The sequence below is a fragment of the Hydrogenophaga sp. SL48 genome (assembly GCF_021729865.1).
Lineage (GTDB): Bacteria > Pseudomonadota > Gammaproteobacteria > Burkholderiales > Burkholderiaceae_C > Hydrogenophaga.
In genome coordinates, this window is sequence record NZ_CP063400.1 from 4182007 (window position 1) to 4195079 (window position 13073).

The 13073-nt window shown below is 69.3% G+C and carries 15 protein-coding genes; 2 read left to right on the plus strand and 13 right to left on the minus strand.

Translation table 11 applies throughout. From position 1 onward, the window contains the following. Positions 1–28: 28 nt before the first annotated feature. The gene (locus tag IM738_RS19790; protein ID WP_236962750.1) at positions 29–1129 is read right to left on the minus strand and encodes a hypothetical protein; all 1101 of its coding nucleotides are present in this window, start codon (positions 1127–1129) and stop codon (positions 29–31) included. A 174-nt stretch (positions 1130–1303) separates the two neighbouring features. Here IM738_RS19790 and IM738_RS19795 point away from each other — a divergent pair, with 174 nt between their 5' ends. Then, positions 1304–1789 (plus strand): glutathione peroxidase, encoded by a 486-nt coding sequence (locus IM738_RS19795; protein ID WP_236962751.1) that lies wholly within the window; start codon positions 1304–1306, stop codon positions 1787–1789. Positions 1790–1898: 109 nt separating this feature from the next. On the opposite strand, the gene IM738_RS19800 is transcribed toward IM738_RS19795, so the two are convergent. The 12 genes from IM738_RS19800 to IM738_RS19855 all read right to left on the minus strand — a co-directional run bounded on the left by IM738_RS19800 (position 1899) and on the right by IM738_RS19855 (position 11185). Further along, entirely contained in the window at positions 1899–2582 is a 684-nt protein-coding gene (locus IM738_RS19800; RefSeq protein ID WP_236962752.1) for a helix-turn-helix transcriptional regulator, read from the minus strand. A gap of 4 nt (positions 2583–2586) precedes the next feature. Further along, positions 2587–3192, minus strand: a complete 606-nt coding sequence (locus tag IM738_RS19805) for a DUF6151 family protein (RefSeq protein ID WP_236962753.1) — start codon at positions 3190–3192, stop codon at positions 2587–2589. Between the two features lie 193 nt (positions 3193–3385). Beyond that, positions 3386–3850, minus strand: coding sequence for an EVE domain-containing protein (locus IM738_RS19810; RefSeq protein ID WP_236962754.1), 465 nt, complete (start codon positions 3848–3850; stop codon positions 3386–3388). An 18-nt stretch (positions 3851–3868) separates the two neighbouring features. Next, complete coding sequence (locus IM738_RS19815; protein WP_236962755.1) at positions 3869–4246, minus strand: VOC family protein; 378 nt, start codon at positions 4244–4246, stop codon at positions 3869–3871. A gap of 337 nt (positions 4247–4583) precedes the next feature. Then, positions 4584–5342 (minus strand): LrgB family protein, encoded by a 759-nt coding sequence (locus tag IM738_RS19820; protein WP_236962756.1) that lies wholly within the window; start codon positions 5340–5342, stop codon positions 4584–4586. Beyond that, positions 5339–5704: a CidA/LrgA family protein gene (locus IM738_RS19825; protein ID WP_236962757.1), complete on the minus strand. Its 366-nt coding sequence runs from the start codon at positions 5702–5704 to the stop codon at positions 5339–5341. Before IM738_RS19825 ends, IM738_RS19820 begins: the two co-directional genes overlap by 4 nt. Before the next feature lie 7 nt (positions 5705–5711). Then, a complete protein-coding gene (locus tag IM738_RS19830) occupies positions 5712–6125 on the minus strand; it encodes a DUF3597 domain-containing protein (protein ID WP_236962758.1) in 414 nt (137 codons plus the stop codon). A gap of 164 nt (positions 6126–6289) precedes the next feature. Then, on the minus strand, positions 6290–7519 hold the full coding sequence (glcF, locus tag IM738_RS19835) for a glycolate oxidase subunit GlcF (RefSeq protein WP_236962759.1): 1230 nt from the start codon (positions 7517–7519) through the stop codon (positions 6290–6292). 97 nt (positions 7520–7616) lie between these two features. Continuing rightward, positions 7617–8747: a glycolate oxidase subunit GlcE gene (glcE, locus tag IM738_RS19840; protein WP_236966367.1), complete on the minus strand. Its 1131-nt coding sequence runs from the start codon at positions 8745–8747 to the stop codon at positions 7617–7619. Positions 8748–8823: 76 nt separating this feature from the next. Then, the gene (locus IM738_RS19845) at positions 8824–9066 is read right to left on the minus strand and encodes a hypothetical protein (RefSeq protein WP_236962760.1); all 243 of its coding nucleotides are present in this window, start codon (positions 9064–9066) and stop codon (positions 8824–8826) included. Positions 9067–9355: 289 nt separating this feature from the next. Beyond that, positions 9356–10816, minus strand: a complete 1461-nt coding sequence (locus tag IM738_RS19850) for an ammonium transporter (RefSeq protein WP_236962761.1) — start codon at positions 10814–10816, stop codon at positions 9356–9358. 30 nt (positions 10817–10846) lie between these two features. Continuing rightward, positions 10847–11185, minus strand: coding sequence for a P-II family nitrogen regulator (locus IM738_RS19855; protein WP_236962762.1), 339 nt, complete (start codon positions 11183–11185; stop codon positions 10847–10849). Between the two features lie 305 nt (positions 11186–11490). On the opposite strand from IM738_RS19855, the gene IM738_RS19860 reads away from it, so the two are divergent. Further along, entirely contained in the window at positions 11491–13047 is a 1557-nt protein-coding gene (locus tag IM738_RS19860) for a YifB family Mg chelatase-like AAA ATPase (RefSeq protein ID WP_236962763.1), read from the plus strand. Positions 13048–13073: the final 26 nt, after the last annotated feature.

The following is a 13073-nucleotide window of genomic DNA, read 5'->3' on the forward strand; positions in this document are numbered from 1 at the left end:
CCTCGGCCACCGCTTCTCGGCGGCGGGCTCAGAACCCGAGGTTGGTTTTCGCGAAACCGTCCAGGACCACCAGGCGGTGCTGGGCCAGCACCCTGTAGAACTCGGCCTCGCCCACGGAGCGCGACAGGTAGGCGTCACAGCCCGCCAGGCCCGCCTTGATGCGGTCCATGCTGCCGGCGGTGGGCGCGAACACCATCACGACCGGTGGCTGACCGTTCGGCAGCTTGCGCTGTTTGGCGCTGCGGCAGACCGAATACGCGTCAGGATCGCCCTTGAGACGGTCGATCGCCACCAGGCGGTACGGGTGGGACTTGAGCAAGGTCAGCGCCTGCGCCGCCTCGCGCGACCAGTCGATGTTGAGCCCGTAGCGTTTGAAGCGTTTGTGCAGGATGCGCCCCTCGACCAGGCTTTCCGCCACCAGCAGCACGTCGCCCCGCGGGGCTTCCGCGACCGGTGGCTTGGGCGCCCGTGTGGCAACGCCCGACCGGGAGGCCGGCGCACGCGAGGGCACCACCGTCCGGGGGGGCGTGGGCATCACGTCCAGCGCGCCGAAGTCGGTGATGCCGACCACCCCCGGGCGCTCGTGCCGTGGCATCTCGGCCTCGCGCCGCGACGCTGCCGGGGCGGGCGGGCGGGCGGGCGCGGCGGTGGACCGCGTCATGGGCCGCGTGGCCGGGAACTCGGATTGGGGTGAACGGGCGCGTTGGCGGGGCGCCGTCGCCAGCGGCACCTGCGCGCTGAGGCCGGGCTCGGTGACCGCGAAGGCCCGATCGGCCCCGCGCTGGGGCGCGACCGGGGGCGTGTGAACGGACGCCGGGCGCCGCACGCCCATCAGCCCGTCCAGCGCGGCCAGCACACCCACGAGCTTGACCGGCTTGCGCTGCAGCGGCCAGCCGGTGCCCCCATCGTTCTGCCCGATCAGCATCACCTTGCCCGGCAGCTCGGCGTAGCGGACCAGGTGAAGCGCCTGGGCGTTGTCGGCGTTGACGATCAGCAACTGAGCGTCCATGACCTCGTCTTGCACGATGTAGGCGGGAGGACGGCGCGATGCCAAACGGAAGAACGACTCGAACGTCGCCGATTCCTTCTCCGCAAAACCGACCAGTGCCACCGAATAAACGCCTGCCATTCACCCTCCGAGTGCATACAAAGGAACTCATTCCCGATCGATTGAGTATGCCCGTTCTGATGAAAATGGCCGCTGTCCGGGGGCACGCGGAGCACGGCACCGTGACGCAGTTCCCCTTTTGTGATCACAGGCAACCGCGATCTGCGATAGTGACTTTCCGACCCAGGAGCCCCCATGCCCAGCATCTACGACTTCACCGCCCAGTCCATCGAAGGCGCCCCCGTCGCCCTGGAGCAGTTCCGGGGCCACCCGTTGCTGATCGTCAACACGGCGAGCGCCTGTGGGTTCACGCCGCAGTTCGGCGGTCTGGAGCGGCTGCACCAGACCTACGGCGCGCGCGGGTTGGTGGTGCTGGGTTTCCCGTGCAACCAGTTTGGCGGCCAGGACCCGGGCAGCGACGGTGAGATTGCCACGTTCTGCCAGCGCAATTTCGGCGTGACCTTTCCGATGATGAGCAAGATCGACGTCAACGGTGCCGACGCCCACCCGCTCTACCAGTGGCTCGCGGCCGAGGCGCCGGGCCTGCTCGGCAGCAAGGCCATCAAGTGGAACTTCACCAAGTTCCTGGTCGGGAAAGATGGCACGGTGCTCAAGCGCTATGCCCCACAGGACGCCCCCGAGAAGCTGGCCAAGGACATCGAGGCGGCTCTGAAGGCGTGAACGCCCCCACACGCTGCCGCTGCGCGGGTCGTTGCCCCCCGAGGGGGCTGATCCGGCTTGGGGCGGCCCGGCGCCGGATCGCGGCCCCACAACCCCAACGCTGCGCCGCTCAGCAATCCGCTTCGACCTGCCGCAGCAGGTCGGCGAGCGTCTTGCCGGGTTCGTCGACAAAGCGCAGGTCCAGCGCCTTCAGCGCCTCGATGCGGTCCACGCGGAAGCTGCGGAAGTCCTGCCGGCGCTCGCACCAGGCCGCCAGCGTCCAGACCTTGCCCCAGAAAAAGCAGCCCAGCGGCCGCACCGTGCGGGTGCTGCGCTGTTCGCTGGCGTCGCGGTATTCGATCTCCAGCACCGTGCGGCGCTGGGAGGCCTCGCGCAGCCGCTGCAGCAAACCGCCCACCCCCGGCGGCAGCCCCACGGGCGGCACGAGCATGGGCATGCGGTCCACCTCGGTGCGCATGGCGGCGGGCAGCACCGACAGCACGCGCGACATGGCGTCACCCGCGGCCCGCGCCAGCGCCGGGTCCAGCCATTGCTGCGCGATGCGCGTGGCCACCGCGAGCGCGCGCGCTTCGTCGGCGGTGAACATGAGCGGCGGCAGGTCGAATCCCTTGCCCAGCCGGTAGCCCACGCCGGCCTCGCCCTCGATGGGCACACCCTGCGCCTGCAGGTCGGCCACGTCGCGGTACACGGTGCGCGGCGAGACCTCCAGCCGCTGGGCGAGCCAGGCCGCCGTGGACAGGCGCCGGCCGCGGATCAGCTGCACCAGGGCAAAGAGCCGGTCGGCGCGGCGCATGGGGTCAGCCCAGGCCCGGCGTGGGCCGCAGGCGCGCGCGCGCCTCGGTCGAAAGCACCGTGGGCTCGGCCACCGGCGCGCCGGACGCGGTGAAAAACGGCGTGTCTTTGTAGCGCCCCGACAGGCGGCTGCCCGCCACCATCGCCAGGATGCGCAGCAACGAGCCGGCCATGCCGAAGGCCTGCGGCATGGGCTCGCCGATCGCGCTGTCGGTGTTGGCGCTCCCTCGCACCGGGCCGAACGCGGCCTCCACCGGCGCGGAGTCGAGGCACTGCACCAGCAGGCCGGTGAAAGGCATGTTGCGGCTGGTCATGGTGTTGCCCACCGGGGTGCGGCAACACGCGGCGTACCAGCGCAACATGCCCTTGCTGGACAGGCGCATCACCGCCAGGTGCGACGCGCCCTGCGTGATCTGGATGCGGTGCGGCGCGAGTTGAATCACGTCCGAACCGCCCTGCGCGTCGAGCACCTGGTGGGCCGGCCCCAGGAACCGCGCAAAGGCCTGACAGTCCTGGCAGTAACACAGCATGCGGTTGCTGCGGCCGTTCAATGCGACGTGGCCTCGCAGCGCGCCGCATCGGCAGCGCAGGGGATGGACGGCAGGGGACATGGTGACTCCGGGGGGGGCGGGTGGCGCTTATTGTGCGGTCGCCTCAGAGGCTGAGAGTTTTTCGGGCGTGTCCGAGCAACGCCCCAAAACGTGCCCGATCAAGGCGCAAAGCACAGCCATAGCTGGCTATGGCGCGCGTTTGCAGAGACTAGCGGGTGCGTTTTGGGGTGGTGAGCGGGCACGAGCGAAAGACTCACAGCCTCTCAGCCTGCACCAGGCCCGGGGACGCCAGATCCGCGCGCATGGCCCGCGCGATCCGGCGCATGTCGTCCGAAGACACCTCGAACAGGCCGAAGCGGAGCTTGTGGCCCCAGCGCTGCCGGTCCTCGACGAAGTCGAGTCCGTCGAGCAGCGGCGCGATGGGCGCGGGCTGCGCGCTCACGTAGCGCACATCACGGCGGTGTGGCACGAAGCCGCCGCCCATGTCGACCGCGTAGGGCTCGCCCGCCTGCACCACACCGAGGCTCACGAAACGCTGCAGCCGGTCTTTGCCGCCCATGGTCCGGGCGGGTGCGTAGCAGGCCACCACGTCGCCGGCACGCAGGCGTTTGAGCGGCGCGCTTTTGCCGTGGCAGACCTGCATGAAGCCCACGGGGGTGTGGTCGCGCCCGCGCAGCGCGTGTTCGGCGCTGGCGACCGCGATCCAGTGGCGGGACATGGTGGGGATCATGGGGCTTCAGGCCAGCGCGTGAAGACCGACGCGGTTGCCTTCGCTGTCGATGATGTGGGCGAAGCAGCCCATGCCCTCGGGCAGGGTCACCTTGGGCAAGGCCACGCGGCCACCTGCGGCGGGGACGCGCGCCAGCCAGGCGTCGAGCGAGGACCCGGCGTTCAGGTAGACCAGCGTACCGTCCGCCGAAGGCTGGAAGCGTGGGTTCTTGAGCAGGGCGCCTTTCACATCGTCTTCGCCATCGACCTCAAACACACCGAGCTCCTCGCCCGGCCCGCCAAAGGCTTCGCGGCGCAGCGAGCGGCCGGTGAGCGCGGCATAAAAACCAAGGGCCCGGTCCATGTCGGCAACGGGAATTTCAAACCAGTTCAGGGCGTGTGCCATGTGTCTCTCCAGGGGGTTGATGGAACAGGCTGCGGATTCTGCGGACCCCCTGCTGACAGCGCTGTGTCAGCAGCCTGTCACACCCTTTCCCGACGTCATGTCAGCTATCCACGGCGCCGGAGCGCCACCCGCGACGCATGAAACAACGCCACCCAGAGGCACCGCCGGGCCGCCCTTCGACAAGCTCAGGACGGACGGCCAGTGCCGCCCCCTTGAGAGGGGCTGAGGACCGCGGCTCCAAGCCGGCCCGCGCAGGCTTGGACGGGACGAAGAGGCATCGGCTCCGACGATGCCGCGGCCTGCAAGGCACGCGAAGCGGCGCAGGGGGTGCTTCTCGCTAGATCCAGCGCAGCAACCAACCCGCCACCACGGGCAGCGCCACCGCACTGAACAGCGCCGTGAGCCCCATCGCGAGGCCGGCGAAGGCGCCCATTTCCTCGCTCACCAGGAACGCGCGCGCGGTGCCGATGCCATGCGCGGCCGTGCCGAGCGCGAAGCCGCGCACCGTCGGGTCGGTGATGCGAAGCGCGTCAAACAGGTGGCGCGCGCTCGCCGCGCCGAGGATGCCGGTGCACACCACGAGCACGGCGGTGAGCGTGGGCAGGCCACCGATCTTTTCGGCAATGCCCATGGCCACGGGCGCCGTGACCGACTTGGGCGCGAGCGAAGCGATGGTGGCCTTGGACGCGCCGAGCGCCCAGCCCACGCCGATGGCCGTGACGGTGGCCGCCAGCGTGCCCACCACCAGCGCGGCGGCCATGGGAAACCAGAGGCGTTTGAGCCGCGCGAGCTGTTCGAACAGCGGCACCGACAGCGCCACCGTGGCCGGCCCGAGCAGGAAGTGCACGAACTGCGCGCCCTCGAAGTAGGTGGCGTAGGGCGTGCCCGTGGCCCAGAGCAGCACACCGAGCACGATCACCGACAGGGCCACCGGATTGGCCAGCGGATGGAAGCCGCTGCGCCGGTAGGTCACGAACGCGCCGTGGTAGACCAGCAGCGTGACCGTGAGGCCGAGCAACGGCGACGCAGAGAGGTAGACCCAGACATCGGCCAGGCGGCCAACGGCCACGCCAGCGAGGGGCAGGCCTTCGTTCATGCCGGGTCGTGATCAGCGGGCGGCGCCGCGCGCTTCATCAGCCACGCCATGGTGAGCGCCGCGCTGGCCAGGCCCACCAGCGTGCTGGCCACCAGCGCCACGCCGATGGCCAGGGCCTCGTCGCCCAGGCGCTGCAGGTGCAGCATCACGCCCACGCCGGCGGGCACGAAGAGCAGCGAGAGGTGTTGCAGCAGGGTCTGCGCCGTGGGCTTGATGGCGCCGAGCAGCGAAGGCCGCATCACCAGCGTCAGCAGCAGCAAGGCCATGCCCACCACCGGGCCCGGCACCGGCGCGGCCAGCGCGCGCACCAGCGCTTCGCCGATCAGCTGGAACACGAGCAGGGTGGCGAGCGCGGGGATCATCCGCCGATCAGAGCAGCTCTTCCGGGATGTTGCCGCCGTTGGCCGCGATGTGGGCCAGCACGTTTTTGTGCAGCCACATGTTCATCTGGGCGGAGTCGGCCATCTTGTCGTCGGGGCAGTACAGCTCCTTGGCCAGTTCCTTGCGCGCGGCGAGGCTGCTGTCCAGGCCCAGCAGCTTGAGCAGGTCGACGATGGAGGTCTTCCAGTTGAGCTTCTCCGGGTGGTTGGCGGCCTTCTCCGTCAGCAGGGCGACCACGTCCACCATGGTGATGGAATTGACCACCGGCTCGGCCGGGGCGGCCGCCACCGGGGCGGGTGCTGCGGCGGGCGCCGGTGCAGCCGCAGGGGGTGGTGTGATGACGGGCGCAGCAGCGGCCTCTTTCATACCCAACTTTTCCAGGATGTTGCTGAAGAAACCCATGTCAAATCTCCAATGGCGTCGTGAACACAAAGCACGGCGCCAGACGCTGATGGTACCGCGGCCCCAGCTTATCGCTGTCCGGCGACAACAGCGTTACTTATTTGTATCGCCGCGGCGGCCCGGTGCCAGCCAGGCCGGCGCCCGTGCGGAAATGCCCACCGGTGTCAGCTCAACGCCTCATCCAGCAGCTCCACCCAGTGCCGCACCGGCGTGGCCGTGCCGCTCTGCAGGTGGGTGATGCAGCCGATGTTGGCGCTGGTGATCACGTCGGGTTTCAGCTCGCTCAGGTGGCCGAGCTTGCGGTCGCGCAGCTGGTACGACAGCCCGGGGTTGAGCACCGAATAGGTGCCGGCCGAGCCACAACACAGGTGCGCCTCGTTCTTCGCCACCATCACCGTGAAACCCATGGCCGACAGGTGCTGCTCCACGCCGCCCCTGAGCTGCTGGCCGTGCTGCAACGTGCAGGGCGGGTGAAAGCCGATGACCTTTTTCGCATCGGGCTGCTTCGTCAGCAGGGGTTTCAGCACCGGCACCAGTTCGGGCAGCAGCTCGCTCAGGTCGCGGGTCAGCAGGCTCACCCGTGCGGCCTTGTGCGCGTGGGTCGGGTCGTCGGCCAGGATGTGGCCGTACTCCCTCACGGTCACCCCACAGCCGGACGCGTTCATCACGATCGCCTCCACACCCTGCTCCAGCAGCGGCCACCAGGCGTCGATGTTGGCGCGCATCTGCGCCATGCCGCCGTCCTGGTCGTTCAGGTGGAACTTCACCGCACCACAACAGCCGGCCTCGGGCGCGATCACGGTCTGGATGCCGGCGGCGTCGAGCACGCGCGCGGTGGCGAAGTTGATGTTGGGCATCATCGCCGGCTGCACACAGCCCGCGAGCATCAGCACCTTGCGCGCGTGGGTCCGCGTGGGCCAGGTGCCGGCGTTTTGCTTCGCCGGCACCTTGTTTTTCAGCGAGGCCGGCAGCAGCCCGCGCACCAGCTGGCCCAACTTCATCGCGGGGCCGAAGGCCGGCGAGGTCAGGCCCTCTTTCAGCAGCCAGCGCACCGCCGTTTCGCCCGCCGGGCGCGGCACTTTTTCGTCCACGATCTTGCGGCCGATGTCGATCAGATGGCCGTAGTCCACGCCACTGGGGCAGGTGCTTTCGCAGTTGCGGCAGGTGAGGCAGCGGTCCAGGTGCAGCTGCGTCTTGCGCGTGGGCTCTGCCCCTTCGAGCACCTGCTTCATGAGGTAGATGCGGCCGCGCGGCCCGTCCAGTTCGTCGCCGAGCAACTGGTAGGTCGGGCAGGTGGCGGTGCAGAAACCGCAGTGCACGCACTTGCGCAGGATGGCCTCGGCGGCCTGGCCGTCGAGGGTGTTCTTGTATTCGGGGGCGAGCTGGGTTTGCATGTGGTTCAGACGATTGAAACCTGGCGCCGGGCCGCCCCAAGCCGGGTTTGCACCCCCTGGGGGGGCAGCGACCCGCGCAGCGGCGGAGCATGGGGGCTCATGTTCTGCCGGGGTTGAAGATGCCTGCCGGGTCGAACTCGGCACGCAGGCGTTGGGTGATGGTGTCGATCACGGCGGACTGGCGGTCGAAGCGCGGCACGCCGGGCGCACCGTCGGCGCTGGCGCGGAACAGCGTGGCGTGGCCGTTCACTGCTGCGGTGGCGCTGCGGATCTCGGCGGCGGCAGAGGCCGGCGCCCAGAGCCAGCGCTGCGCGCCCTGCCATTCGATGAGCTGCGCGTAAGGCAGCGGCAACACCGGCGCGGTCTGCGGCACCGAGAGGCGCCAAAGGCAGCGGTCCGCCGCCGGCGCATTGAAGAACGGCAGGCGCTGGTCGCGGCAGGCGGCCCAGTCGGGTCCGGCCTGGGCGTTGTCCATGCGGGCGCCGCCGGCTTCGCGGCCCAGGCGTTCGCAGGCCGATTCCACCGCCGCCACCGCGCCGCGCAGGCGCAGGAACAGCAGCTCGGGCGCATCGGGCGCGGTGTCGTCTTTCACCCAGCACGAGGCATTGATCGGGAGCGGCTGGCCGCCCCAGCGGTGCAGCTGCTCCAGCGCGTCGTGCTGGTTCAGGGAGAACACCAGCGTGGCTTCGGCCGGTGCCACCGGCAGCACCTTGAGGCTGATGTCGGTGATGACGCCGAGCGTGCCCATGGCGCCGGCCATGGCCCGGCTCACATCGTAGCCCGCCACGTTCTTCATGACCTGGCCGCCGAAGGTGAGCCACTCACCCTTGCCGTTGATGAACTGCAGGCCGAGCACGTAGTCGCGCACACCGCCCGCCGTGGCCCGCGCGGGGCCGGCCAGCCCGGCCGCGACCACGCCGCCGATGGTGGACGCGGCGCCGAAGCGCGGGGGTTCGAACGGCAGGCACTGGCCCTGTTCGGCCAGGGTCGCTTCCAGCTCGGCCAATGGCGTGCCGGCGCGCACGGTGACCACCAGCTCGCTGGGCTCGTGGCTGACGATGCCCGCCCAGTCGCGGGTGGAGAGTGCCTCACCGGTCACGGGCTCGCCGTAGAAGGCCTTGGTGTCACCTCCGGTGATGCGCAGCGGTTGGCGCGCGGCCGTCGCGGCGTGCACCTGGTCGATCAGCTGGCGAGGGGAGTCGGTGGGGCTGGAGCTCATGGCCGCCATGGTAGCGGCGGCATCGTTCAAGGCCTTTGAATTTTTTGCACGGCCTGGTGCAATCGCGGCCGTCCGGTGCGGCGGCTCAGCGCGTGTGCCCCAGGCACGCGCCGGCGTTGGGCCGGCCCTTGCACTCCCGTTTCAACCGTTTGCTGCGGGCTTCGGGGCTTTCGGAGGACGGTGCATCGATGAAGCTGACCTTGCTGGGTGGGCGCTGGGCACCCGACCTGGGCGCGGCCGCAGCAGCCAGCTGCGCGGCGCCAAGTCCCAGGGTGCAGGCCAGGCCGGCGAGCCAGACGACGGATGCACGGGTGCGTTGAGGGGACATGGTCAAGCCTCCTGCCGAGCCGCCTCAAAGGAGGCTTGTGCCCCCTCGGGGGGCAGTGAGAACACGAAGTGTCGAACGTGGGGGTGCATGGCGTGCTCCTGAATGTGATGTGGGTTCAGCCCCGCATGCTGGCCAACGGCCTCCCCTTTGTCTGTGACCCATTCACCAAAAAAAACCCGCAGGCCTTGCGGCGTGCGGGTTTGAACATCCAAAGGAGACACTCGAAAAACGCGGCGCGGGATCGTTCCTTGCGGTCAGGTCGGCGCGCCGCCGGGGGACACTCTTTCGATCAGCGGTTGTAGGCGGTTTCGCCGTGCGAGCTGATGTCCAGACCTTCGCGTTCCTGCTCTTCGGTCACACGCAGGCCCAGGGTCAGGTCGACGATCTTGTAGGCCACGTAGGCCACGACGGCAGACCACACCATGGTGATCAACACGCCTTCGGCCTGGATCAGCAGCTGGCCGCCGATGGAGTAGTCGTCACCCTTGACGCCACCCAGCGAGCCCGCGGAGAACACACCGGTCAGCAGGGCACCGACGATGCCGCCGACACCGTGCACGCCGAACACGTCGAGCGAATCGTCCGCACCCAGCATCTTCTTGAGACCAGAGACGCCCCACAGGCAGAGGAAGCCGGCGATCAGGCCGATGATGATGGCGCCCATGGGGCCCACCGTGCCGCAAGCCGGGGTGATCGCCACCAGGCCGGCCACCGCGCCAGAAGCTGCGCCCAGCATCGAGGCCTTGCCCTTGCCCAGCGCTTCACCCACACACCAGGCCAGCACGGCAGCGGCGGTGGCCAACAGGGTGTTGATGAAGGCGAGCGTGGTGCCGCCGTTGGCTTCCAGGTTGGAGCCGGCGTTGAAACCGAACCAGCCCACCCACAGCAGCGAGGCACCGACCATGGTCAGCGTCAGGCTGTGAGGCGCCATCGATTCCTTGCCGTAGCCGATGCGCTTGCCCAGCACATAGGCACCGACCAGACCGGCCATGGCGGCGTTGATGTGCACCACGGTGCCACCAGCGAAGTCCAGCGCACCCTTGTCGAACAGGTAACCGCCGCCGCCCCAGACCATGTGAGCGATGGGCAGGTAGCTGAAGGTGAACCAGATGGCGCAGAACAGCAGCACGGAACCGAACTTGATGCGCTCGGCGAAGGAGCCGACGATCAGCGCGCAGGTGATGCCCGCGAAGGTGCACTGGAAGGCGATGAAGATGTACTCGGGAATCATCACGCCCTTGGTGAAGGTCGCCGACAACGAGTCGACCGTCACGCCTTTGAGGAACACCTTGTCGAAGTTGCCGTAGATCAGCCCTTCACCGCCGAAGGCCACGCTGTACCCGTAGACGGCCCACAGCACGGAAATCAGCGAGAAGACGACCATCACCTGCATCAGCACCGACAGCATGTTCTTGCTGCGGACCAGACCGCCGTAGAACAGGGCCAGGCCAGGGATCACCATCATGATGACCAGGACGGTGGAGATCATCATCCAGGTGACATCACCTTTGTCGACCGTTTCCTTCACGACCTCTTCCGCCGGAGCGGCTTCAGCGGCAGCGGGGGCTGCTGCATCGGCAGCGGGCGCCGCCGGGGCGTCAGCAGCGGGTGCCGCTGCGGGGGCGGCATCGGCCGCCGGGGCCGCTGCCGCGGGGGCGTCAGCGGCGGGGGCAGCGGTCTGGGCGACGGCGTTCAGGCCGCCAAAGGCCAGGCCCATGCCCAGCAGCAAGGTAGCGAGTAGCTTTTTCATGTTCGAGCTCTTTCGTGTGCGGGGTGGGGATCAGAGCGCTTCTTTGCCGGTTTCACCGGTGCGGATGCGAACCACCTGTTCGAGGGAGGTGACGAAAATCTTGCCGTCGCCGATCTTGCCGGTGCGTGCGGCACCTTCGATGGCTTCGATCACGCGGTCGACGAGGCCGTCGTCCACGGCGGCTTCGATCTTGACCTTGGGCAGGAAATCGACCACGTACTCGGCGCCGCGGTACAGCTCGGTGTGGCCCTTCTGGCGTCCGAAGCCTTTGACTTCGGTGACGGTGATGCCTTGCACGCCCATGCCGGACAGCGCTTCGCGCACTTCGTCCAGCTTGAACGGCTTGATGATGGCGGAAACCATTTTCATGCTGTGTTACCTCTTCTAGATCAGGGGAGATGTCCGGGCCAACCGGCTGACACCACGGGTTGATGCAATCGCTTACAGGGCTTAGCAGGGACCGTGCCAAGTCGTGCGACGGCACTGTCGCGAAAACGCCGGTTTTCCCCCGGGCGGGGGCTGGCTGGTGGCCCGGCCTGTGACATCATGAAAACGTGCACGCGGCCTGCGGCGATCGCCTCGCCGGGCCTTCGCACCAAACAAGTGCAACCGGGAACCCTGTGCTTCCCGAGCCACCGCCAGAAGGCATGCACCGAAACAGGGAGAAACCAACAATGAGTCTGTCTTTGGTGCACAGCCGTGCGCTGCTGGGCCTGGAAGCACGGCCGGTGCAGGTGGAAGTCCACCTCGCCAACGGCCTGCCCAGCTTCACGCTGGTGGGCCTGGCCGACACGGAAGTGAAAGAAGCGCGCGAACGCGTGCGTTCGGCCATCGCCAACGCCGGGCTCGAATTCCCCAGCAACAAGCGCATCACCGTCAACCTGGCCCCGGCCGACCTGCCCAAGGACTCGGGCCGTTTCGACCTGCCCATCGCGCTCGGCATCCTGGCGGCCAACGGGCAGATCAACGCCGCGCGGCTGGCTGGCTGGGAGTTCGCCGGCGAGTTGTCGCTGGGCGGTGAGTTGCGCCCGGTGCGCGGCGCGCTGGCCATGAGCCTGGCGCTGCACCGCGACGCGGGCGATGCCGCCGCGCAGTCCAGGTTGGTGCTGCCGCCCGGCAGCGCCGAAGAAGCGGCGCTGGTGCCGCAGGCGCAGGTCTACCGGGCGCGGCACCTGCTGGATGTGGTGTCGCGGTTCCTGCCCAACGGCGCGGCGGGCGCCGGCGAGGTGCCGCCCGACGACGGCGGGTGGGCGCGACTGGCGCCGACGTCCATCGGCCAGGCCCCGAGTTACGCCGACCTCGCCGACGTGAAAGGCCAGGCCGCCGCCAAGCGCGCGCTGGAGATCGCCGCCGCCGGTGGCCACAGCGTCCTGATGATGGGCCCGCCCGGCTCGGGCAAAAGCATGCTGGCGCAGCGCTTCGCCGGCCTGTTGCCGCCCATGGCGGCCAACGAGGCGCTGGAGTCGGCCGCCGTGGCCTCGCTGGCCGGGCGCTTCTGCCTGGAACGCTGGGGCCAGCGGCCCACCTGCGCGCCGCACCACACCGCCAGCGCGGTGGCCCTGGTGGGCGGCGGTTCACCGCCGCGGCCGGGCGAGATCTCGCTCGCGCACCACGGCGTGCTCTTTCTGGACGAACTCCCGGAATTTCCCCGCGCCGCGCTGGAGGCGCTGCGCGAGCCGCTGGAGAGTGGCCACATCCGCATCTCGCGCGCGGCCATGCAGAGCGAGTTCCCGGCGCGCTTCCAGCTCATCGCCGCCATGAACCCCTGCCCCTGTGGTTTTCTCGGTCACCCCACCCGGGCCTGCCGCGACACGCCCGACCAGATCGCGCGCTACCAGAGCAAGCTCAGCGGCCCGCTGCTTGACCGCATCGACCTGCACGTGGAGGTGCCGGCGCTGCCCCCGAACGACCTGCTGCACGGCGTCGCCGGTGAGCCGAGCGATGCGGTGCGCGAGCGTGTGGTGGCCGCGCGCGAACGCGCGATCACACGACAAGGCGAGGCCAACCAGGCCCTGGCCGGGCAGGCGCTCGACCAGCACGTGCACGCCGACCCGGCCGCGCTGAAGTTCCTCAACACCGCCGCCGCGCGGTTGGGCTGGAGCGCCCGCAGCACGCACCGCGCGCTGCGCGTGGCCCGCACCATCGCGGACCTGGCGGGGACCGATGAGGTGGGCGTGGGGCACGTGGCCGAGGCGGTGCAGTACCGGCGGGCGCTGCGACAGGCGGGTTGACGCGCCGGGCACCATCGGCCCGGGCG